The sequence below is a fragment of the Erwinia typographi genome (assembly GCF_000773975.1).
In the GTDB taxonomy this organism is placed as follows: domain Bacteria; phylum Pseudomonadota; class Gammaproteobacteria; order Enterobacterales; family Enterobacteriaceae; genus Erwinia; species Erwinia typographi.
On sequence record NZ_JRUQ01000051.1, the window covers coordinates 37635 to 59966 of the forward strand.

Genomic DNA, 22332 nt, shown 5'->3' on the forward strand with positions numbered 1-22332 from the left:
TCGGCGGAACCCGCGGCTTAGCGGCGACCAAAAATCTTCGCGGCCAGGAAACCGACGCCAGCGGCAATCGCCAGCGAAACAAACGGGGAATCCTGCGTTTTCGATTTCACGCAGTCCAGCGCATCGTCTACCGCATAAGAGGCTTTTGCAGCGCCCTGGCGCACGCGGCCTTTAAACTCATGCTCGGGAGAATCGACAGCCTTACCAAACTGCTCCTGACCTTTACCCAGCGCTTCGTCAGCTTTATCTGATGCTTTATCTAAAAGACTCATACTGTCTCCTTCTTGGTGGCATGATTTCCTCATGGATGACAATAAGCTTAGACCATCCTGCGCCGTCCGCCGCCTCGGTTATGTGACTATTTATGACGGTTGTAAAGAAAAGGGCCGACAAATGTCGGCCCCCGTTATGCCATTGGCATTCAGCGTCTCAGTGAGATTTCATGCCAGCGGCGGTCATCATCAGACGAAACAGCGTTGCCACGATGCCCAGCGCCATTACGCTGCCCGCATAGATAGCCACCATCCACAGTACGCGTTTCCACGCCGGGGATTTAGCCGCCTGCTGAGTTTGTGTCTCAACCATCTTCTTCTCCCGTACCGTCAGCGATTTATCAATGGTAGCCTTCATCCGGTTTGATTTTCCCGCGGAACACGTAGTAGCTCCAGAAGGTATAAACCAGGATAACCGGAATAATCAGCAGTCCGCCAACCAGCATAAACCCAAGGCTCTGCGGCGGTGACGCGGCCTGCCAGATGGTGATGGAAGGCGGAATGATGTTCGGCCAGATGCTGATGCCCAGACCGGTAAAGCCCAGGAACACCAGCGCCAGCGTCAGCAGGAACGGCGAGTAGTGCGCATGACGCTTCAGGGCGCGCAGCAGGCCCCACGATGCCAACAGTACCAGCACCGGCACCGGCAGGAACCAGAACAGGTTGGGGAGGGTGAACCAGCGCTGCATGATGTTGGCATGTTCCAGCGGCGTCCAGACGCTGACCACCGCGATGATCGCCAGCAGGGCCAGCAGCAGTGGCTTCGCCAGCGCGGTCATCTTGCGGTGCAGATCGTTTTCGGTTTTCATAATCAGCCAGGTGCTGCCCAGCAGCGCATAGGCGACCACCAGACCGAGACCGCAGAACAGCGAGAACGGCGTCAGCCAGCCCAGCTCGGCGCCGCTGAAGGTGCGGTTGGTCACGCTGAAGCCGTTGATGATCGCGCCCAGCGCGACGCCCTGGCTGAAGGTAGCCAGATAAGAACCGACGATAAAGGACTTGTCCCAGAATGGACGGTGCTCTTCGGTGGCCTTGAAGCGGAATTCAAACGCCACGCCACGGAAAATCAGCCCAACCAGCATCGCGGTCAGCGGCGCTGACAGCGCATCAACCACCACCGCGTAGGCCAGTGGAAAGGCGCCGTACAGCGCCGCGCCGCCCAGCACCAGCCAGGTTTCGTTGCCGTCCCATACGGGCGCAACGGTGTTAACCATCATGTCGCGCTCGGTGGCGTCCTTATTGAACGGGAACAGGATGCCGATGCCCAGATCGAAACCATCCATTACGATATACATCAGCGTCGAGAAGACAATGATGGTGAACCAGATAACAGGAAGATCGATACCCACGTTATTTCCCCTCTTCCGGCGAATTTAATTTTTCCTGTACGGCAGACAGCGGGCGAGAAGGGGTATGCGAAGTACCCGGTCCGCCATCTGGCGTATGGTCGCCTTCACCCTGCTGCGGACCTTTCTTAATCAGGTTGAACAGGTAGATATAGCCCACGCCGAACACGGACATATAGACCGCAATAAAGGCGAGCAGGCTGATGCTCATATGCAGATCGCCATGCGCGGAGACCGCGTCGGTAGTGCGCAGCAGGCCATAAACCACCCATGGCTGACGCCCGATTTCGGTAGTAAACCAACCGGCCAGAATTGCAATCAGGCCAGAGGGGCCCATCGCCAGCGCAAACCACAGGAACGGGCGCGAGGTGTAAAGACGTTCGCGGAAGCGAAGCCACAGGCTGGCAAAGCCCAGCAGCACCATCAGCATCCCCAGACCGGCCATCACGCGGAAGGACCAGAAAATAATGGTCGAATTCGGACGATCTTCTTTAGGGAACGTCTTCAGCGCAGGCACCTGCTTATGCAGGCTGTGCGTCAGGATCAGGCTGCCCAGATACGGGATCTCAAGCGCATAGCGGGTTTTTTCCTGTTCCATGTCCGGTAGACCGAACAGAATCAGCGGCGTTGGCTCATCCGGCGGGTTTTCCCAGTGGCCTTCGATCGCCGCAATTTTGGCCGGCTGATGCTCAAGCGTATTCAGACCGTGGGCATCCCCCAGCATCGCCTGAATGGGCGAAACGATCAGCGCCATCCACATAGCCATCGACAGCATTTTACGGATGGCCGGAGTGTCATTTTTACGCAGCAGATGCCACGCCGCAGACGCGCCAACAAAGAAGGCGCTGGCGAGGAATGCCGCGGTGGACATATGCAGCAATCGGAACGGGAAGGAAGGGTTGAAGACAATCTTCAGCCAGTCGACCGGTACGACAATGCCGTTCTGAATGGCATAACCCTGCGGGGTTTGCATCCAGCTGTTCGAGGCAAGGATCCAGAAGGTGGAGATGATCGTCCCCAGCGCGACCATGCAGGTGGCGAAGAAGTGCAGGCCCGGTCCCACGCGGTTCCAGCCGAACAGCATCACGCCCAGAAAGCCCGCTTCGAGGAAGAAGGCGGTGAGCACTTCGTAGGTCAGCAGCGGACCAGTAATGCTACCGGCGAACTGGGAGAAGCCGCTCCAGTTGGTGCCGAACTGGTATGCCATCACCAGGCCGGACACCACGCCCATGCCGAAGTTAACGGCGAAGATTTTTGACCAGAAATGGTACAGATCACGATAATCCGGGTTTTTGGTTTTTATCCATAATCCTTCCAGCACTGCCAGAAAGCTGGCGAGGCCGATGGTGATGGCCGGGAAGATAATATGGAAGGAGACGGTAAACGCGAACTGTATCCTTGCCAGGTGGAACGCATCTAATCCAAACATTGCTTACCTCGATCTAACATAATAAAAGACTGCCTTTCTTTTTTATTTACCGCCAATTAACAGGCAAATGGGGTTTCACGCCGTTACGCGGTTATTTCATCGAAGGTTTGATCCTGAGACCAAATCAGGTGAAGGAGTAGCTACAGTAATAGGAAATTTTCCTATAACAGCGTTGAACTTTGCGATGAATTGTTTCATCGGCGCGTTAAAAAATTTTGCGGCTTTGTTAAATGTGTGTGGCTAAGTGGTATCGTGATGTGACGGTAAGGTATCTTTATGCCTGATAAGGTTTTTTTATCGACGGGAGCGCGCGGATGAGAGAGGGAGATTGTAAAAATCAGCTTTTCACTTCAGTAATAAAAGTCCCTTTTCTTATTACTTTTAGGTCGTGCCATTGACTGAATAAGCGCACAAATTGGAAATTAATGCTGTGAAAAATCCCCATGACAACGGTAATGTTACTTTATTGTTATCATTGGGGTTGGGATAATTTAAATATTATATTCTGGATTGTTATCGACTGATGACTAATTTCTCAATGTCATTATTTTGATTGAAAACGCGTGTAGATGTTAACGCTGAATTTCTCATTTTGATTCACTGTGAATTTTTTTGTTACATTTTACCCCTTATGAACGTATGCTTTCTTGTCTGAGGTCAAGAACATGTTGGTTAATGTATGAACTACCTGCCCGCAGCAACATAAGGTGCTGCTGGCCCTGGTGGCGTTAACGAAAACACTGACGCGGCCTCATTTCTTCCCTGCCACCACCTTGTTGAACAGTATGTCAAAAGTTTGATCTTCATCTCAGAATGTAAATTCCGCGTAGCTGAGGCATTTCGGTTGCGTGATGTTACCGTTAACATGTTCCCGGTAACACTGTGGCGTTATGCCTGATTACCCTGACACTGATACCCGTAACGCTTAGCGCAAAGCGGGAGAATTTACTGTGTTTCTGAACTCACCAGGAGCACGCACCGGAGAAGAGTTATGCCATTAGTCATCGTTGCCATTGGCGTAGTCATGTTACTGCTGCTGATGATCCGCTTTAAACTGAATGGATTCATTGCCCTGATCCTCGTTGCGCTGGCCGTCGGCGTGATGCAGGGAATGCCCGTTAACAAAGTCATTGCTTCCATTAAGGCTGGCGTCGGCGGCACCCTGGGCAGCCTTGCGCTGATTATGGGCTTTGGCGCGATGCTGGGAAAACTGCTGGCGGACTGTGGCGGCGCGCAGCGCATTGCCACCACGCTGATTGCTAAGTTCGGCACCCGCTACATTCAGTGGGCGGTCGTTCTGACTGGCTTTACCGTCGGTTTTGCGCTGTTCTATGAAGTCGGCTTTGTGCTGCTGCTGCCGCTGGTACTGACTATTGCCGCTTCTGCCCGCGTGCCTCTGCTGTTTGTCGGCGTGCCGATGGCGGCGGCACTCTCGGTGACCCACGGCTTCCTGCCTCCTCACCCAGGGCCAACGGCTATCGCCACGCTGTTCCATGCGGACATGGGGAAAACCTTACTGTTCGGCACGCTGCTGGGGATTCCAACCGTTATCCTGGCTGGCCCGGTGTATACCCGTTTCCTGAAAAGTATTGATAAGCCGATCCCGGAAGGTCTGTATAACAAGAAGACCTTTACCGAAGCCGAAATGCCCAGCTTTGGCGTTAGCGTCTGGACCTCATTAGTACCGGTAATACTGATGGCGTTGCGCGCGGTAGCTGAGATGATGCTGCCAAAAGGGCATCCGCTGCTGGCCTGGGCCGAGTTCTTTGGCGATCCTATTATGGCGACGCTGATTGCCGTGCTGATTGCGCTGTTCACCTTCGGTCTTAACCGTGGGCGCAGCGTGGATGAAGTGATGGATACGCTGACGGATTCCATCAAAATCATCGCCATGATGCTGCTGATTATTGGCGGTGGTGGGGCATTTAAGCAGGTTCTGGTGGATAGCGGCGTGGACAAATATATTGCCGGCATGATGGAAGGCAGCAATATTTCGCCACTGCTGATGGCATGGTCAATCGCTGCTGCGTTGCGCATTGCGCTGGGTTCTGCAACGGTTGCCGCTATTACGGCCGGTGGCATTGTAGCGCCGATCATCGCCACCACCGGCGTCAGCCCTGAGCTTATGGTGATTGCGGTAGGCTCCGGCAGCGTGATTTTCTCCCACGTTAACGACCCGGGATTCTGGCTGTTCAAAGAGTATTTCAATCTGACCATCGGCGAAACCATGCGAGCCTGGTCCGGTCTGGAAACGGTCATTTCCGTCTGTGGTCTGGCTGGATGCCTGTTGTTAAATGCGGTGATTTAACTGGGCAAAGCGTGGCCCTTCCGCCTGAGTACAGGGGAAGGGCATGCAGCTCGCAAAATGGGCTAACTTACCTGGCCGTAATACTCCGCCAGCTCGGCTTCCGGCATTCCGGCTTCGCGGGCTGCCGCCAGAATCTGCTGCCAGCTATTGGCATCAATCGGCACACCGTCGCGCAGGCGCGCTGCGCGCTGCGCTTGTTCAAACTCGCCCGGCACGAGGATTGGGCTGTCGCCCGCCTGCGGTGAGGCTTTTGCCCAGTCGATAAACGCCTGCGCTTCTTCCTGCATCTGCGGGGCATCAAACGCTTTAGGATCGAGAATGATGGTCGTCATGCTGTTGAAAATGGCTTCCACGCTCTTTTGCAGCGAGCTTTCATGCGTAGTCTGCCCTCCCGATAAGGCACCCCCCAGAATCTCGCACATTACCGCCAGACCGTAGCCCTTGTGTAAGCCAAAGGCCAGCAGCGAGCCATACGGCGTTTCGTGCATCACCGTTGGGTCATTGGTCGGCGCACCGTGGTGATCAATCAGATAGCCCGGCGCAACCTGAACTCCTTTGTTATAGGCTACTCGCGTTTTGCCAAAGGCGATGCCGCTGGTGGCGAAGTCCAGCAGCAGCGGAGGCTGGCCTTCACGCGGGAAAATGGCGCAAAAAGGATTGGTGCCGAACCGGCGATCGCTACCGTTAAACGGGGCAACCATCGGATCGCCCACCACATTGACGAAATGAAACGAGATAAACCCGGCACTGGCACACTGCTCAGCCCAGTGACCAATGCGGCCAATATGATGTGTGTGCCGTAGCGCAACGGCACACATTCCCAGCTGACGCGTCCGCTCAATGCCCAGCGCCATCGCCTCGCTGGCGGCAACCTGACCAAAACCGTTATGCCCGTCAACCGTCAGTACCGCGCCCGCGTCTTTAACCACTTCAATATGCTTATTTTGCATCAGGTGGCCCTGCCTGCGGGACGCCATATAGCTTGGGATCATCCCGACGCCGTGCGAATCATGGCCCGCCAGATTGGCCTGCACCAGATGGTCGGCTACTAGCGCGGCTTCCGTCTCGCTGCTGCCTGCATGTTGCCAAAGCGATGCCACAAACTGTCGTAGCCTGCTGCTCGCAATCCGAATTTCCTCACCTGCCTGACGCATTTTTTTCCTCCTTTGCTTTCGAGTTTACTGTTTATTTTTAAACGAATATTTTGCCGTTGTCGTGAAATAAAGCCGAAAAACAGCCCGGTAAAAAGGAGAGGAAGGCAGCGTGATGTGCGGAGAGAGTTGCAAAGGGAAGGCGTTGCTAAGTATACTATCATCTTGAAAGTATTTAGTTTTTTGACTAAAGCCAAATTTTTTTCGATAACGATAACAGGCGACATTCAGCCAATTTTTTCCCTTTTCGGCTCCGGCCATCAAACACCTTTCTTTAACGCATTCTGCGTTTGGCGGTTAATTATCCTTGGTTTTTTTGCAGGTCTGCGGGCAGTTGCCTTTGGGGATGAGTGCAGTATGGAAAATGAACAGAATCAGGTGCCGACGATCCCCGAGCTGCCGCTGAAGGGTATCCCACAAGAGATACTGCGGCTCGGAAAGCATCTTGCGGACACTAAATACCAGATAGATATGTTGGGGAAAACGGGCTGGGGCGAGCTGACGGCGAACCTTCATGGTCTGGAGGCCAGCGGCGAATGGGACGGGCCGGACGATGCGCTGACCTTTTTCAGCAAAATCTTTCCGTTTGCCATGCTGCCTGCCGAAACCGAGCCACTCGGCATTTTCCGCGTGCCTACCGAGCGGGTGATTGGGCGAAGCTGGCGCTGGTGGCCCGATCACCTCAGCGCCAACAGCGAGAGCAAGCTGGCTGAGCATCTCAACGGCCCGCTGGCGGCGGAAAGTACCTCGTGGTATTTCCTGCCGGCGATCGGGCTGCTGCTCGCGGCTCAAGGGCAAAGCCGGGTTAACTATTGCCGCCAGCGGCACATTCCTTTTATCACCGCGCGGGTCAGTAACCTTAACTACCCGCCAGCCGACCGCTTTCGCCTCTACCATGTGAGCAAAGGGGAGACCCGGCAGAGCTGGGTGGTTTTGCACGACCGCTATTTGCAACCGGTTATGTGGCCGCGAATCACCTTGCCCGCGCTGACCACTTATGGCGTGCACAGCGGTAGCTGGCCGGTAACTTTCCCGCCAATCGCCCGCATTTTCGACGCGCTTTATTACCCCACATCAGCGGAAAATTTCGTCGCTCCCTGTGTGGATCTGCTGGCGGTAAAAGAGGCGATGAAGGCCGAAAAACTGGCGGCTAAATGGGCGAGAAAGCCGGTGAAAATGGCGCTCAGCGAGATGGATATCACCAATATCTGGCCGGTCAGCCTGACGCTCTCTTTCTTCTTTATTCTGTCTCTGGTCATCGCGGGGCTGACGGCGGGAGAAGGATGGGCTGGCTGCCTCAGCCTGCTGGTCTGCGGTATGGCGGGCAGCCTGCTGCTGTTTATTGCCACGCCGGTGTTCCTGGTCAGTAAGCGGTTACGCAGGAACGCTCAGCCGGAAGAGCCTGATGAAGAGCTGTGGGATGCCCCGCCTGAAGAGGCTGAGGCGCCGACGCCCACCGCTTAAAGCTACTGCACCAGATGGTGGCTGATGGCGTATTTCACTATGTCGGCATTGCTGGTGAAATGCATTTTTTCCATCATCCGCGATTTATAGGTGCTGACCGTCTTGTTGCTGATCGACAGGCCGTCAGCAATGGCGTTGATGGTTTCGCCGTGTGCCAGCATCAGCAGGATCTGGCGCTCTCGCGTGGTCAGGGTTTCGTGCAGCGCCCGGCTGCCGTTCTGGTACTCGGCAAAGACGATTTCCTGCGCTAAATCGTGGTCGATATAGCGCGAGCCTTTGGCTACGCAGCGAATGGCGGCCAGCAGCGCGTCAGGATTTTTATCCTTAGTAATATACCCCAGCGCGCCGCAGTTCAGCACGCGGCGGGCGATCTGCGGTTCATTGAACATGCTGAGTACCAGAATCGGCAGATCCGGGTACTGAGAGTGGATTCGGTTGATCAAATCCTCCCCGCTTATTCCCGGCATGGAAATATCCAGCAGCAGTAGATCCAGACCGCCAAGACGCAAACGCTCCAGCACCTGGCTACCGTCTCCCGCTTCACCTACCACATCAATCCCGTCGTCCAGGGAGAAAATCTGTTTCAGTCCTTCGCGCATCAGCGCGTGATCGTCGGCGATCACTAACTTAATTACTTCACTCATCCTGGTTCCCTGGTTGAAGATGTCCTGTGCGAGCGCAGAATATATCAGCTCACTGTGACGGTTATGCTGAAAGGGGAAGGGTGATCTCCAGCAGAGTGCCTTCGCCTGGCTTGCTGACGATCGAGGCGACCCCGTTCAGCATATCCACCCGTTCTTTAATACCCAGCAGCCCAAAGGCATCCCGGCGGACCGACTGCATTTTAAAGCCGCGGCCGTTGTCGCGGATCTGGATAACCACCGACTCACGGCTGGCCTGCACAATGATCGACACTTTGCTGGCCCTGGCGTGTCGGGAAATATTGGTCAGCGACTCCTGCACCACGCGAAACACGGCGGTGACGGCCTGATCGCTCAGCGCCACCGGCTTTCCTTCCGGCACGATCAGCATACAGGCGCAGCGGCTGTTTTTGACAAATTCATCGCGCAGCCACTCCAGGGCCGGGACCAGACCCATATTCAGCATATTAGGCCGCAGGCGAGTGGAAACATCCCTGACTACCTGAATAGTGCTGTCGATTAGCGTCATCAAATAGTCTACCTGCTGATTGACCCGCACCGGATTGTCCGCCTGCATGCCAATCACCGACAGACCGGCCCGCAGGCTGGTCAGGTGCTGGCCCAGCTCATCGTGGATCTCCCTGGCGATATGCTTGCGCTCATCCTCGGTACGCTGCTGCTGATTACTGGCCAGCAGGCGCATCTGCTGATGGGCCGCCCGAACTTCATTCTCCACCTCGCGCAGGCGGCTGATATCCCGGCCTACCGCCAGGATGGAGACCACTTCGCCCAGTAAATTGTATTCCGGCACGCAGCGGACGTGCAGCACCATCGCGCGTTCGCCAAACCGCGCTTCCAGCTCCGATTCGCTTTTCTCCCCGCTGGCCAGCGTGTTGGACACCAGTCGGAACAGCCGCATTCCCACCTCATCAAACGGAATGCTGTCGGTTAAACGCCATCCCCGCGCCTGCTCCTCGCTACAGCCAATCAGTTTCAGCACCGGCGGGTTGGCATACTGGCAGTGCATCTGGGTATCAAAGCGGGCGATCAGATCCGGTGAATTCTCCACCAGCGAGCGAAACTGCTGCTCCTGCTGAAGGTAGCGCTCGGTGCGTTTTTTGATCTCCCGTACGTCCCGCACTACGTTTAGCACCAGCGTCTGCCCCAGGTGCTCATAGGTGCTCGAGCTGACCTCAACCGGGATCAGCTCACCGTCATGCGTCTTGTGCTGGGAAGTAAAACGAATGCCTTCCGGGCGCATACTAAGTTTCCACCACAGTGCCGCAACGTCAGGATCTTTCAGCTCACTTTCAATATCGGCATAGGTTAAACTGAGCAGTTCCTGATATTTATAGCCCAACATTTCACAGGCTTTATTATTGATATAAGCCAGCTTTGCGTCCTTGCCGACTAAATAAATCGCGTCATTGACCTTGTCAAGAGCAAAGTCGGGCAGGATAGCCCGACCGTTATCCGGGTTGCTACTCACATTGAGGCTGAATATTTCAGATGAAAGCATGTTTCTCTCTGAAGGCTGAAAGTTGGAAGTATGATAAGCATAGATTATATTACCGCAAAGGGTATCTCACCCGGCTAATTACCATTAAGAAACAATTACAGCAAATAAAATCGCTGCTGACCATCAATATTCATCTGAAAGTTGCGTCAACACGCAGATAAATAATTATGGCGTTATTCGGACTGAAAAAAACGCTTTGTTCAGCTTATCGTGCTCTTGAGCGCCTCGCGCACGCGGGAGAGGCGGGATTTTACCGTGCCCAACGGGATATCCAGAGAGGTGGCAACATCCTGGTAGCTGCCGTTGCGTTCGACCAGAATACTCAACATCTGGCGGGTCTCTTCGGGCAGCCGGTCAATGGAGTTCGCCATGACGCTGAGTAGTTCATCGTTGGCGATGATATCGCTGGGATCGCAATCCTGAATGAGTTCCAGCACGTTGTCCTCATTGAGACTGTCGAACAGAAAACGGTTCTGGTGCGTCTTGTAGTAATTGCGGATCAGATTGGCGGCGATACCAAAAAGCCAGGTTTCCGGGCGTGAGGCGCCGAGGAATTTGTGGCTGTTTCGCAAAACTTCCACGCAGGTCATCTGCGCAATATCCTCTACGTCTTCACGATTGGAAACGCGTTTGCGAATAAAATTGTGCAGTTTTCGATTCTGCTGGCAAAGGATCTCCTGCCATAAAATAACGACCGGTACTTCAGGTGAAAATGACAATTCTGCGGTTGAAGAAGATAGCATCTTTACGCTCCTGGGAATTAATTAACAGCCTGAGGGTTGTCATATAGCAAGGAGCGTGCCAGAGGACGAAAATACCGCCAGGCGGCGTTATTCCGGCGATGTTTACAATGCTTAAGAATTATCTGAGACAAAACTGGGAGGATTATAAAAATTAGCTGTGCAAGTTCTTACACTAATAACGGCACTGTAAAGTTTCAGCTGAATAAGGCATTTAAAATACGGGTTTAACGACGTTTTCTTCGGGAACTTATTGGGGATTGCAGCCACGTAAGAGAATCGCGAAATCAACGACGAGTCCGAGATGATTAAAGTTCAGTCCTCCTTTCAGTCTCAGCAGGCCCTGGTAAAAACGCTGCTCAAACAGGATAGCGCGTCTTCGCGTGCTTCCGGGGCTGACGCTCGCGCCCGTCCGGTGAATACTCAATCGGCGGCGGATTCACTCACGGATTCGCTGGAAGAGTTAGGGGCAATATTTGGCGAAAAGGTGGAGAAGAGCACCAAAGGGCTCAACCGCCGTCAGATTAATACCCAGCATTTACGCAGCAACCGTGGGGCGGTGGAGCGCATTGAACGGCTGGGCGAGCTCTATCAAATGCTTGACGGGCAGCAGCAGGACCGACTGGAAACCCGCATGAACGCGCTGAAAAGCGTGCTCGCCAAAGGGCCAGAGCCGGATGCTGGCGAGCTGGTCGAGGCGGCGGATAACGATCCGGCACGCTGCAATCTCATGCTGAGGATGGTACTGCGCGAAGCGGACAGCCGCGGGGATACGCAGACGGCTAACGCCGCAAGCCATGGTCTTGAGCGCCTGGACGAGCAGTTTGGCGATTTGGTCAGGGCTGGGTTGAATACCGCGCCAGCGATTGCCAGCTTCACCACCGACCCGGCGGAAAAGCAGGGGATGCGCGACCTTTACTACAACGGCATCGTTAAGCACCAGTCACCTTCGGTGATCCTCGACAGCCTGCTTGAGCGGTTTGGTCGGGAACAATTTATGCCAGGCCTGCGTACGCTGCAACGCGCGCTGTCTGAGGACATCGCCTCTCTTGCCCCCTCTATTTCGGCGCGATCGCTGCATAAAATCCAACTTGGTCTTAGCGAGGCCGGACAGCTAACGCATCTGATTGCAAATAGCGACAAGCTGCTCGACGACCTCCGTTCCAGGGGGAAAATTCCCCCCTCCGCGCTGGGCGGTATTGAGATGACCAGACGGCTGCTTAACGTAGCGGAAACCGGATTACAGGGACGGGACATCAACGCAATAGGGAAAGAGTTTGCCGGAGAGAAGCCTGAAGCGCAGATGATTTTTTTCAATGGCCTGCTGCCGCTAATGAACAATATGCCGCCAATGCTCTGGCGCGACCGCAATCATCGACCCGAAGCCGCAAAACTGCTGCGCAGCGTGATCGGTATGCTGGTGGATAACGAGCACAAAGCGGCGGCGAAAGGCTAAGGGGACAATAGAATGAACAGCATGTTTTTAATCCTCAACCGCATCGCGCTGGGCGCAATGCAGCGCTCCGAAATCGTCGGCGCGATGTTTGCGATGGCGATCGTCTTCATGCTAATCATTCCGCTGCCGCTGGGGCTGATCGATACCCTGATCGCCGTCAACATCTGTATATCTTCCCTGCTGGTCGTGCTGGCGATGTATCTGCCGAAGCCGCTGGCGTTCTCCAGCTTTCCGGCGGTGCTGCTGCTGACTACCATGTTCCGCCTTGCGCTGTCGATCTCCACCACTCGCCAGATCCTGGTTCAGCAGGATGCCGGACATATTGTCGCCGCCTTCGGCACCTTTGTGGTCGGCGGCAACCTCGCCGTCGGGATGGTGATGTTCCTGATCCTTACTGTCGTCAACTTTCTGGTGATCACCAAAGGCTCGGAGAGGGTGGCAGAAGTGGCGGCCCGCTTTACGCTTGACGCCATGCCGGGTAAGCAAATGTCGATCGACAGCGATCTGCGCGCCGGGCTGATTGACGTCAGCACGGCCAAGCGCCGTCGCGTCGATCTGGCAAAAGAGAGCCAGCTGTTCGGGGCGATGGACGGGGCGATGAAGTTCGTCAAGGGCGATGCCATCGCCGGGCTGGTGATCCTGTTTATTAACCTGATCGGTGGCTTCAGCATCGGCGTAATGCAGCTTGGTATGCCAGCCGGGGACGCGATGCATACCTATTCGGTGCTGACCATTGGTGACGGCCTGATTGCGCAAATCCCGGCGCTGCTGATCTCCCTGACGGCAGGGATGATCATCACCCGCGTCTCCTCGGACAGCGAAACCGATGGCAATAACAATATTGGTCGTGAGATCGCCGAGCAGCTGACCAGCCAGCCAAAGGCGTGGATACTTTCTTCTATCGGCATGTTTGGTTTTGCCCTGTTACCGGGAATGCCAACCGGCGTCTTTATCGTACTGGCCGTGCTGACCCTGGCTACCGGCAGTTTTCAGGTCTGGCGGGCAAAGCGATTGCTGGTTGCCGAACGGCCGCAGATGGAAAACGAGGTGGTCCCGCCTGAGCTGAACGGCACTGAAGACCTGCGGCAATTCAATCCGACCCGACCTTATCTGTTGCAATTCCCCAGCAGCGCTCGCGGCACGGCCGAAACGCTGGATCTGGTGCAGGCTATCCGCCGTATGCGCAATAGCATCGTTTATAACTACGGCTTCACGCTGCCCGCTTTTGATATTGAATTTCAGGAGAGTTTGCCCGTCGACGAGTTTCGCTACTCGGTGTACGAAATCCCCAGGGTGATCGGCACCTTCAACGTGGCGCAGTCGGCGGTTGGCCTCAGCGGCCATGATCATCTGGCGGAAGAAGAGGGCGTGACGCCGGGAACGGAAACTCGCCGGGAGTCCACTCTGCTGTGGCTGCCGGCCGATCATCCTCTGCTGGAAAACGAGCAGATTCCGCGCTGGGGCTTCCATGAGCTGCTGATGCAGCGTATGGAAAACGCCATTCACGCCAGCGCGCCCCATTTTATTGGTCTACAGGAGACGCGAGCGCTGATGGGCTGGCTGGAGAGCGAGCAGCCGGAGCTGGCCCAGGAACTTCAGCGCGTCATGCCTATCGCGCGCTTCTCTAACGTGCTGCAAAACCTGGTGGCGGAGCGTATCCCGCTGCGCTCGGTGCGTGCGATAGCGGAAGCCCTGATTGAGCACGGCCAGAACGAGCGAGATATCAGCCTGCTGACCGATTTGGTGCGCATCTCGCTGAAAGAACATATCTGCTATCAGTACACCCAGGAAGATGGCCTGCACGTCTGGCTGCTCACCCCTGAAATGGAGGAGCAGCTGCGCGATTCGCTGCGCCAGACCCAAAGTGAAGTTTTCTTCTCGCTGACGCAGGAGCAGAACATGGCGATCCTGGCGCAGATGCGTAACGCCTTTGCCGTTGAAAACGCCAGATTTGCGGTAATGCTGGTGGCGCAGGATCTCCGCAGCCCGCTGCGCGGGCTGATTCAGGATGAATTCCATCAGGTGCCGGTGCTGTCGTTTGCCGAGCTGCAGTCCAACCTGTCGATAAACGTAGTGGGTCGCCTCGATCTGGACGATTCAGCCGAGTCCTTTGATGCTTAAGGAGCTGATTATGTTTGAGCTACGCGTACTTACGGGCCGCCACCAGGGCGCCGCGCTGCCCGTTATCGGCGGCGAGTTAAGCCTTGGAAGTGCCGATGAAGCCGATCTGCTGCTGAGCGACGATGGCGTACTGGCGCAGCATGCCACGCTGGTTTTCGCTGACGAGCACTGGCAGCTTCAGGGCAAGGAAGGCGAGGTGCTGACGGCCGCAGGCGAAACGGTCGCGCTGCTGGACCCGCTACCGTTCGATACCCCTTTTGCGCTGGGCGAAACCTGGCTGTGCCTTTCTCCGGCCGATCGCCCCTGGGAGGCGATGCCCGCTGCGCCACAGCCGGCGCTGGCGGCTCCGGCAGCGGCAGCTGCGCCGGTCGAAGCGGCACCTGTGCCTTCCCGCACCTTCTCCCGCGGCGTACAGGTTCTTTCCATCAGCCTGATCCTGCTGCTGAGCTTCACCATCATCAGTTGGATCCTTCAGCCTACGGTAGCGCAGACCTCAACCACCGATTCCAACCGCAAGGTACTGGAAACGTTACAGCAAGTGCGTCCGCCGCTGGTGGCGATGCTGCGCGAGCGCGGCCTGACGCCCGGCGTGAAAATCGACATGGATAAGGGCAAGCTGATCCTCAACGGCGAGCTGAACAAAGAGCAGCTGCAAATCCTGGAGCGGATGCTGGTGCGCTTCCAGGCGCAGTACAACGTGCAGCCCCAACTGGTGAATAACACCCGTCAGTACAATGCAAAACTGCCGTTCCGCATTGTGCAAATCACCACCGGCAAGCGCGCTAATGTGGTGACCGATGCCGGAGACCGGCTGTTTATCGGCGATCAGGTGGATGACTTACGGCTGGTCGCTATCACCTCCAGCGAGGTCGAATTTGGCGGCCGCGAGCACATCAAGGTGAACTGGTGATGCTGGCGGAGCTGGATTGCTGGTTCAGTCAGCATCAGCAACGGCTGGCGCGTTTTGCGCCCGTCGAAGCATTTGGCCGCATTACCGGCATCAGTGGGATCCTGCTGGAAAGCAGCCTGCCGGGCGCCCGCATAGGCGACCTTTGTCGCATCGAAGGCAAAAACAATACCCGCGTGCTGGCAGAGGTGGTTGGCTTTAACCCTCAGCATACGCTGCTCTCCGCGCTGGGCCAGCTCGACGGCATTGCGCAGGGGGCGAGGGTTACGCCGCTCTATCAGCCGCACAGCATTCGCGTTTCCGACGCGTTGCTGGGCAGCGTGCTGGACGGTTTTGGCCGCCCAATTGAAGAGGGCAGCCTGAGCGCGTTTGCCCAGCCGGGCGACACGGACGGCGTTAAGACCGTGCTGGGCGATGCGCCGCCGCCGACCGAACGGCCAAGAATCGATACGCCGCTGCCTACCGGGATGCGTGCCATCGACGGATTGCTGACGCTGGGCGTCGGCCAGCGCGTCGGCATTTTTGCCGGAGCGGGCTGCGGTAAAACCACGCTGCTGGCCGAGCTGGCGCGAAATACCCCTTGCGATGTGATTGTCTTCGGGCTGATTGGCGAACGCGGACGTGAACTGCGCGAGTTTCTCGATCACGAGCTGGACAGCGAGCTGCGTAGCCGCACGGTGCTGCTTTGCGCCACTTCTGACCGCAGCAGCATGGAGCGCGCCCGCGCCGCTTTTACCGCCACGGCCATTGCGGAGGCCTTCCGCGATCGGGGGAAAAGCGTGCTGCTGATCCTCGACTCGCTGACCCGTTTTGCCCGCGCGCAGCGCGAAATCGGCCTGGCGCTCGGCGAACCGCCGGGACGAGGCGGGCTGCCGCCTTCGGTCTATACCCTGCTGCCTACGCTGCTGGAAAGAGCCGGGCAGACTTCAACCGGCGCCATCACCGCGCTCTATTCCGTGCTGATCGAGCAGGACTCGATGAACGATCCGGTAGCGGACGAGGTGCGATCGCTGATTGACGGCCACATCGTTCTGACCCGTAAGCTGGCCGAACGGGGTCACTATCCGGCCATCGATGTGCTGGCCAGCCTCAGCCGAACCATGAGCAACGTTGTGGCGCGGCAGCAGGTCAGCGAGGCCACTTCCGTACGGCGGTTAATGGCCGCCTGGCAGCAGGTGGAAGTGCTGATCCGCCTCGGAGAGTACCAGCCGGGCAACGACAGCCTGACCGATGCTGCCGTGCAGGCGCAAGGCGCGATCAACGGCTATCTACAGCAGTCGATGCGCGATCCCTCAAATTTTGAAAAGACCTGTTTTGACCTGTCGGAGGTAAGCCGCTATGCGCCGTCACTCAATGCCTGAACCGGAAGCCGAAACCGACGCCAGCGCGGCGGAACTCCAGCGTACGCTGCAACTGCTGTTGCCGATCCGCCGTCAGCGGCTGAGCCGCAGCGAGCGTCAGCAGCGTGAGCAGGAGCAGGCGCTGCGGGCCGTGGTGGATAAAACCGTCCATACCGAACGGAAGCTGGACGAGAAGAAGGGGGAATATCAGCAGATCCGCGCTGGTTTTATGCAGCAAAACGCCGGCGTCCAGCAGGCGAAATTTCGCCTGGAGCGCGCGTTGCAGTGCGAGCAGCAGGCGGCGGAAGAGGTCGATCGGCAGCGCCTGAGCCTGCACGAGCTGGCGGAGCAGCAACAGCAGCAGCAGCAGCGGGTGGAGCAGGCTCAGCGGGAAACGCGGCTGCGGCTGCGTGATGTGGAAAAGCTGGAATATCTTCTGCAGCAAAACGAGGTCTCTGGATGATACGTACTCTTTCTCAGGCGGCTGCTCAGCACCAGGCCCAGCAGCAGGCCAGCGAACGGCAGGCTGAGCAGCAGCGCGATTTGCAGCGCCAGGCGCGCCAGCAGTTTCTTCAGTCCCGCGATGTTCAGCGTGCCGATCCCCGAGCCGCATTACCACGCCAGCCCAGCCGCGTTAATGAGGCGCCGCCCGTTCCACGTTCTTCCTTGCGCAGTGAGGCCAGACGCCCAACCGACGAAGATCATGCGTTGTTCAGCGCGCTGCTGGAAGGCGATGACGTGATGGCCCAGCGGCTGGCGCTGGATCAGGGTTCCGATCAGCAGCAGGGGTTCACCCAACTGGAAGAAACCCCCTCTTCAGCGGCGCCACCGGCAATGGCGCTCTGGCAGGAAATCGAGCCTGCTTTGATCTCCGCACTGACCGAACCTCAGCCTGGCGAAATGCAGCTGACGCTGATGCTGCCTAAGCTCGGCAATGTGGATGCGCATATGACGGCGCTGGCGGCCGGAGGGTGGGACATCGCCCTGCATTTACAGCCCGGCGCGTGGCAGGCGCTGCTGCCGCATCAGGAGCGCTGTCGTTTTTCCCTGCGCCAGAAAATGGCCTGCCGGGTGCGGCTACGCTTTGAACGCCGCACGCAGGGAGACGAGCGGGAACAGCAAGGATGAGCAGGCTGCGTTTACCCACCATGAGTGCTGAACTCGCTGGCCTGCGCCAGCAGCTTGGCGCGGGCTGCTTTTACCCCTTTCAACTGGCGGGAGAGCAGGGCGTACTCCGCCTGACGCTGGCAGACGGACGCCAGCCGGGCGAGATGAGCAGCTGGCTGACTGACGTTGGCCTGCTGCAATTTTCCGATGCCCAGGCCGTGCTGTCGCTGATGTCACGCTGCCCCACTTTTGCCCTGCCCGCCGGTAACTCTGAGCAAGAGTGGTACTGGCCGTGGTGGCATCAGCAACTTTCTGCCGAACTTCTTGCGCTGTTCGGCCACTTAGACTTTAAGCAGGAGAAGGCTGAAACAGGCGAACTTCTGCTGACGCTGGCGATCGAGTGGGCAGGGCAACAGGCGCATAGCCTGCTGGCCCTCTCGGCCCGGAGTCTGTCACTGCTTATGAATAAACACGGCTGGCAGCAGGACGCATGGCCTTTGCCGCAAAGCATGACGCTGAGCTTGCCGATCGTTATCGGCGATTTAGCGCTGTCGTTAGCCGGACTGCGGGCGCTGCGCAGCGGGGACATCCTGTTGCCGCCACTGCCCTGTTTTACCCCTGAAGGTCGTGGAACCCTTCGCTGTGCGAATTGGTTGCTGCACGGGGATATTCAAATGCAGCCTGGCCCGACGGCCCATTTTATCCTGACCGAGATGGAGAGACTGAACGTGACCCTGACCCCTGACGAGTTTGTGAATCACCCCGAATCCCACTGGGAGCCAGAAACGGCAGAGGCGGAGACCGATTTTGCGCCGCTGCCGCTCTCTCTGTCGGTGCGCTGCGGCCAGCTAAAACTGACGCTGGGTGAACTCCAGCAGCTGGGGCCGGGGGCGATGGTGATGATCAATAACGTCACGCCTGGCGAGGCTATCCTGTGCCACGGCGACTACCCGTTAGCCAAAGGGGAACTGGTGGATGTGGAGGGCAGGCTGGGCCTGCAAATTACCCACATGCTGCCCGGCAGCCAGAATCCGCTGGCTCGCTAACCCTATGGATAACCTCTCGCTCAATCCGATGACGCTGGCCCTGTTCCTTGGGGCGTTATCGCTGGTGCCGATCCTGATGATTGTCTGCACCTGCTTTTTGAAAATCTCCATGGTGCTGATGCTGACCCGCAATGCGATGGGGGTGCAGCAGGTCCCGCCCAATATGGCGATTTACGGCATTGCGCTGGCGGCCTCACTGTTTGTGATGGCGCCGGTCTTCAACGAAATGAGCCAGCGGGTGAAAGCGGTGCCGATTGATACTCAGTCGGCCGACAGGCTGGACTACACGGTAAGCAACGGCGTGGAGCCGCTGAAGCGCTTTATGGTGAAAAATACCGATCCCGACATCCTTATCCATTTGCAGGAAAACGCGCAGCGGATGTGGCCTAAGGAGATGTCCGCCACCGTCCAGCACGACAGCCCGCTGTTGCTGATCCCCTCTTTTGTGCTCTCGGAGCTGCAAAACGGTTTCAAAATCGGCTTTCTGATTTTTATCCCCTTTATCGTGGTGGATCTGATCGTCTCCAACGTGCTGCTGGCGCTGGGGATGCAAATGGTGTCACCGATGACCATCTCGCTGCCGCTAAAGATTCTGCTGTTCGTGCTGGTCAGCGGCTGGACGCGGCTGCTGGACGGCCTTTTCTATAGTTATATGTGAGGGGCCGATGGATATTTTGACGCTATTTCGTCAGGCGATGCTGTTGGTGGTGCTCCTCTCCGCGCCGCCGCTGATAGTGGCGGTGATTGTCGGGATTATCGTCTCGCTGCTACAGGCGGTGATGCAGTTACAGGATCAGACGCTGCCGTTCGCCATCAAGCTGGTCGCGGTCGGCGTGGCGCTGGCGCTGACCGGTCGCTGGATTGGCGTAGAGCTGATGGAATTGGCGCAAAGCGCCTTTGCCATGATGCCCAACGTGAAGTACTGAAATGTGGAATAACGTTCTTTTCGATGGTTATCACTTTATCCTTGCCGTCACTCTGGCGATGGCGAGGATTTTCCCCTGCCTGCTGCTCTCGCCGGTCTTCTCATTTAACGCCATTAAAGGCGGCCTGCGCTCCGCCATTGTGCTCTCGCTGGCGCTGTTTCCTGCGCCGATGATCCAGCAGCAGATCGCCGTCGACGATCCCTCGCTGTTCCTGCTCGCCGCCCTGGCGTTGAAAGAGGTGATCATCGGCATCATGATTGGCCTGCTGATGGCGATGCCGTTCTGGCTGTTCGAGTCGGTTGGCGCTCTGTTCGATAACCAGCGCGGCGCGCTGATGGGCGGCCAGCTCAACCCCCAGCTGGGGCCGGATGCCACGCCGCTGGGGTTTTTGATGCAGCAGTCAATCATTTTGCTGCTGGTCGTCGGGCTTGGGCTGTCGACGCTGACGCAAATTATCTGGGACAGCTACCGCCTGTGGCCAGCCATGCAGTGGCTGCCGTTTCCCAGCGAGGCCGGTTTTAAGGTCTATCTGGATCTGCTGAGCAGCGTGTTTATACATATGATCCTCTACGCCGGACCGCTGGTCGCTCTGCTGCTGCTGGTGGATTTCAGCGTCGGCATTTTGAGCATCTACAGCCCGCAATTGCAGGCCACGGTGCTGTCGATGCCGATGAAATGCCTGCTGGGTATGCTGTTCTTTGTCCTCTATCTGCCGATCCTGAACTATGTTGGCGGCCAGCGGCTGTTTGAACTGAAAGATTTAATCCACCATCTGTCCGATATGCTGGGGAAAGGAGCCGGGTAATGGCAGAAAAAACCGAAGACGCAACGCCGCAAAAGCTCAAGGAGTCCCGCAAAAAAGGGCAGGTCGGCCAGACGCCGGATATTCCCAAGCTGTTGATCAGCCTGGGCGTCATGGAGACCATTTTCGCCCTGGTAGAGGGCGGGATGCAGCGGATGGAGGCGATGGTAATGCTGCCGCTGGGTCGCCTTAACGACCCCTTTGGCCATGCCATGCAGGAAGTGGTTCTGGATGGGCTGATGGTGCTGCTCTACTTCTGCGGCATTGTCTGCTCGCTGATTTTTTTGCTGCGCATCCTCGGCGGCTGGATTCAGTTTGGGCCGCTTTTTGCCACCGAGGCGCTGGCGCCAAAGTTTGATGCCATCAATCCGGTGGGGCACCTCAAGAATATGTTTTCGGCTAAGCAGCTGACCACGCTGCTGACCAGCGTACTGAAAGCGATCGCCATCGGCGTGGTGTTCTATCTGGCGGTCGAGCCGGACCTTGGACCGCTGGCGCAGCTGGCTTACGGTGACGATCTGAACGGCTTCTGGCTGTCGGTGCTGGCCTTGTTTAAGAAGATCGTCAGGGAAACGCTGGCGCTGCTGCTGGTGATGAGCTCGCTGGATTTTGGCCTGCAAAAGTACTTCTTCCTCAAGCAGCAGCGGATGAGCCATGAAGATATCCGCAATGAGTTCAAGCAGAGCGAAGGCGATCCGCATATGAAGGGGCACCGTAAATCAATGTCGCACCAGATCCTCAATGAAGCGCCGAAGCCGCGGCGAGAAGTGACGGTAGAAGAGGCCGATATGGTGCTGATCAACCCCACGCATTTTGCCGTCGGTCTGTACTATCGCCCGGGAGAAACGCCGTTGCCGCGCCTGCTTTATAAGGCCGAGGGCTATGAGGCTCAGGAAATTATTGAGGAAGCACAAAATCTGAAGATGCCGGTGATCCGCTTCGTCTGGCTGACCCGTACCCTGTTTCGCACCGTCGCAGAGGGAGAGTACATTCCCAGAGAAACCCTTAAGGCGGTGGCGCAGGTCTATCGTCTGCTGAAAGAGATTGAGGATCAGCACATCGATCGGGTACTGGAGATTGAGGAGTGATGAGGCTCAGCAGGACAGAAAACTTTGCCGGGCGTATTTACGCATCAGGGCAAAGACCGGCGGGCAAATCAGCTAAGGTTCGCCAGAGAGAAAAGGGTATTGATCGCATCATGCGGTGATATTTCGGGCGCGGGCTGACACATCAGGCTTAGCGATCCGTCGGCTTCCATGCTGATATAGCAGCCGTCATAGCGGTCAGGATGCTGGAATCGCCAGCTAAGCACCTGGCGTAACAATGAGTCCCGCAGTAAACCGGGGGAGATCCGTAGCGTTAACGTGGGTGAGGGGAACGGGCGGAAGGTTAGCTCACTGCCGGGGTGCGACGCCCAGCAGCAGGCGTCGTTATTGTGCCAGGCGTCGAGAAAGGCCGCCATCGCCGTGACCTCGATCATTCGTTGACCGAAGCCTGAGTAAAATCGAACGGACCGTTGCGCATATCCGGTTGCCACCAGATGGTCATCGCATGGTCGTTGGAAACCGGACGACAGGATATGTCATTGCAGCCGACAAACTTCGGCTTGGCGCAGGCGGTTAGCATCACCGCCAGCCCTAGTAGAAGCACCGGCTTTTTCACTCGGTTCAGCGTCTTTAACAGCAGAGGTTTTCTCTTGCTGTTTACAGATTCTTTGCCAGCTTTCAGACCGCTGGTTAACGGCAGAATTCTCATCT

The 22332-nt window shown here is 56.9% G+C and carries 24 protein-coding genes; 13 read left to right on the plus strand and 11 right to left on the minus strand.

The window, feature by feature from the left end; translation table 11 throughout:
- Positions 1 to 17 precede the first annotated feature (17 nt).
- The 4 genes from NG99_RS18125 to NG99_RS18140 form a co-directional block, all read right to left on the minus strand.
- Positions 18 to 272, minus strand: coding sequence for a CsbD family protein (locus NG99_RS18125; protein ID WP_034895985.1), 255 nt, complete (start codon positions 270 to 272; stop codon positions 18 to 20).
- 157 nt (positions 273 to 429) lie between these two features.
- Positions 430 to 585, minus strand: a complete 156-nt coding sequence (locus tag NG99_RS18130) for a DUF2474 domain-containing protein (RefSeq protein WP_072017618.1) — start codon at positions 583 to 585, stop codon at positions 430 to 432.
- Between the two features lie 28 nt (positions 586 to 613).
- Positions 614 to 1621 carry a cytochrome d ubiquinol oxidase subunit II gene (gene cydB, locus NG99_RS18135; protein ID WP_034895988.1) on the minus strand — a complete coding sequence of 336 codons (1008 nt, stop codon included), beginning with the start codon at positions 1619 to 1621 and terminating at the stop codon, positions 614 to 616.
- A 1-nt stretch (position 1622) separates the two neighbouring features.
- A complete protein-coding gene (locus tag NG99_RS18140) occupies positions 1623 to 3047 on the minus strand; it encodes a cytochrome ubiquinol oxidase subunit I (RefSeq protein ID WP_034895991.1) in 1425 nt (474 codons plus the stop codon).
- 991 nt (positions 3048 to 4038) lie between these two features.
- On the opposite strand from NG99_RS18140, the gene gntT reads away from it, so the two are divergent.
- Complete coding sequence (gntT, locus tag NG99_RS18145) at positions 4039 to 5355, plus strand: gluconate transporter (protein WP_034895993.1); 1317 nt, start codon at positions 4039 to 4041, stop codon at positions 5353 to 5355.
- Positions 5356 to 5417: 62 nt separating this feature from the next.
- Here the strand turns inward: gntT and NG99_RS18150 are convergent, their stop codons facing one another.
- On the minus strand, positions 5418 to 6509 hold the full coding sequence (locus NG99_RS18150) for a malate/lactate/ureidoglycolate dehydrogenase (RefSeq protein ID WP_034895996.1): 1092 nt from the start codon (positions 6507 to 6509) through the stop codon (positions 5418 to 5420).
- Between the two features lie 24 nt (positions 6510 to 6533).
- Entirely contained in the window at positions 6534 to 6767 is a 234-nt protein-coding gene (locus NG99_RS29335; RefSeq protein ID WP_157032650.1) for a hypothetical protein, read from the minus strand.
- 96 nt (positions 6768 to 6863) lie between these two features.
- On the opposite strand from NG99_RS29335, the gene NG99_RS18155 reads away from it, so the two are divergent.
- Positions 6864 to 7970, plus strand: a complete 1107-nt coding sequence (locus tag NG99_RS18155) for a hypothetical protein (RefSeq protein WP_034896237.1) — start codon at positions 6864 to 6866, stop codon at positions 7968 to 7970.
- Positions 7971 to 7972: 2 nt separating this feature from the next.
- Here NG99_RS18155 and NG99_RS18160 read toward each other — a convergent pair whose 3' ends face one another.
- The 3 genes from NG99_RS18160 to NG99_RS18170 form a co-directional block, all read right to left on the minus strand.
- Positions 7973 to 8614, minus strand: coding sequence for a response regulator (locus tag NG99_RS18160; protein ID WP_034895998.1), 642 nt, complete (start codon positions 8612 to 8614; stop codon positions 7973 to 7975).
- Positions 8615 to 8675: 61 nt separating this feature from the next.
- Complete coding sequence (locus NG99_RS18165) at positions 8676 to 10130, minus strand: PAS domain-containing sensor histidine kinase (RefSeq protein WP_084110574.1); 1455 nt, start codon at positions 10128 to 10130, stop codon at positions 8676 to 8678.
- Positions 10131 to 10330: 200 nt separating this feature from the next.
- Positions 10331 to 10873 carry an RNA polymerase sigma factor gene (locus NG99_RS18170; RefSeq protein ID WP_034895999.1) on the minus strand — a complete coding sequence of 181 codons (543 nt, stop codon included), beginning with the start codon at positions 10871 to 10873 and terminating at the stop codon, positions 10331 to 10333.
- A 301-nt stretch (positions 10874 to 11174) separates the two neighbouring features.
- Between NG99_RS18170 and sctW the strand changes: the two genes are divergently transcribed.
- From sctW to sctU, 11 genes are read left to right on the plus strand one after another with little or no spacing between them, the layout of a single operon-like run.
- The gene (gene sctW / locus NG99_RS18175) at positions 11175 to 12326 is read left to right on the plus strand and encodes a type III secretion system gatekeeper subunit SctW (RefSeq protein WP_034896003.1); all 1152 of its coding nucleotides are present in this window, start codon (positions 11175 to 11177) and stop codon (positions 12324 to 12326) included.
- Positions 12327 to 12338: 12 nt separating this feature from the next.
- Positions 12339 to 14447 carry a type III secretion system export apparatus subunit SctV gene (sctV, locus tag NG99_RS18180; protein ID WP_034896005.1) on the plus strand — a complete coding sequence of 703 codons (2109 nt, stop codon included), beginning with the start codon at positions 12339 to 12341 and terminating at the stop codon, positions 14445 to 14447.
- Positions 14448 to 14457: 10 nt separating this feature from the next.
- Positions 14458 to 15357 carry an FHA domain-containing protein gene (locus NG99_RS18185; RefSeq protein WP_034896007.1) on the plus strand — a complete coding sequence of 300 codons (900 nt, stop codon included), beginning with the start codon at positions 14458 to 14460 and terminating at the stop codon, positions 15355 to 15357.
- Complete coding sequence (gene sctN / locus NG99_RS18190) at positions 15357 to 16715, plus strand: type III secretion system ATPase SctN (RefSeq protein WP_157032654.1); 1359 nt, start codon at positions 15357 to 15359, stop codon at positions 16713 to 16715. Before NG99_RS18185 ends, sctN begins: the two co-directional genes overlap by 1 nt.
- Positions 16693 to 17157, plus strand: a complete 465-nt coding sequence (locus NG99_RS18195; protein ID WP_034896012.1) for a hypothetical protein — start codon at positions 16693 to 16695, stop codon at positions 17155 to 17157. The genes sctN and NG99_RS18195 overlap by 23 nt, the downstream gene beginning before the upstream one ends.
- Positions 17154 to 17822, plus strand: a complete 669-nt coding sequence (locus NG99_RS27675; protein ID WP_052130770.1) for a type III secretion system HrpP C-terminal domain-containing protein — start codon at positions 17154 to 17156, stop codon at positions 17820 to 17822. Before NG99_RS18195 ends, NG99_RS27675 begins: the two co-directional genes overlap by 4 nt.
- Positions 17819 to 18847, plus strand: coding sequence for a type III secretion system cytoplasmic ring protein SctQ (sctQ, locus tag NG99_RS18205; RefSeq protein WP_034896014.1), 1029 nt, complete (start codon positions 17819 to 17821; stop codon positions 18845 to 18847). Before NG99_RS27675 ends, sctQ begins: the two co-directional genes overlap by 4 nt.
- A gap of 4 nt (positions 18848 to 18851) precedes the next feature.
- Positions 18852 to 19505 (plus strand): type III secretion system export apparatus subunit SctR, encoded by a 654-nt coding sequence (gene sctR, locus NG99_RS18210; RefSeq protein WP_034896017.1) that lies wholly within the window; start codon positions 18852 to 18854, stop codon positions 19503 to 19505.
- A gap of 7 nt (positions 19506 to 19512) precedes the next feature.
- A complete protein-coding gene (gene sctS, locus NG99_RS18215; RefSeq protein WP_034896019.1) occupies positions 19513 to 19773 on the plus strand; it encodes a type III secretion system export apparatus subunit SctS in 261 nt (86 codons plus the stop codon).
- Between the two features lies 1 nt (position 19774).
- Complete coding sequence (sctT, locus tag NG99_RS18220) at positions 19775 to 20578, plus strand: type III secretion system export apparatus subunit SctT (protein WP_034896020.1); 804 nt, start codon at positions 19775 to 19777, stop codon at positions 20576 to 20578.
- Positions 20578 to 21663 carry a type III secretion system export apparatus subunit SctU gene (gene sctU / locus NG99_RS18225; RefSeq protein WP_034896022.1) on the plus strand — a complete coding sequence of 362 codons (1086 nt, stop codon included), beginning with the start codon at positions 20578 to 20580 and terminating at the stop codon, positions 21661 to 21663. The genes sctT and sctU overlap by 1 nt, the downstream gene beginning before the upstream one ends.
- Positions 21664 to 21731: 68 nt before the next feature.
- Here sctU and NG99_RS18230 read toward each other — a convergent pair whose 3' ends face one another.
- Both NG99_RS18230 and hrpT read right to left on the minus strand, forming a co-directional pair.
- Positions 21732 to 22055: a hypothetical protein gene (locus tag NG99_RS18230; protein ID WP_034896024.1), complete on the minus strand. Its 324-nt coding sequence runs from the start codon at positions 22053 to 22055 to the stop codon at positions 21732 to 21734.
- Positions 22052 to 22330: an HrpT family type III secretion system protein gene (hrpT, locus tag NG99_RS30010; RefSeq protein WP_232298341.1), complete on the minus strand. Its 279-nt coding sequence runs from the start codon at positions 22328 to 22330 to the stop codon at positions 22052 to 22054. The genes NG99_RS18230 and hrpT overlap by 4 nt, the downstream gene beginning before the upstream one ends.
- Positions 22331 to 22332 lie beyond the last annotated feature (2 nt).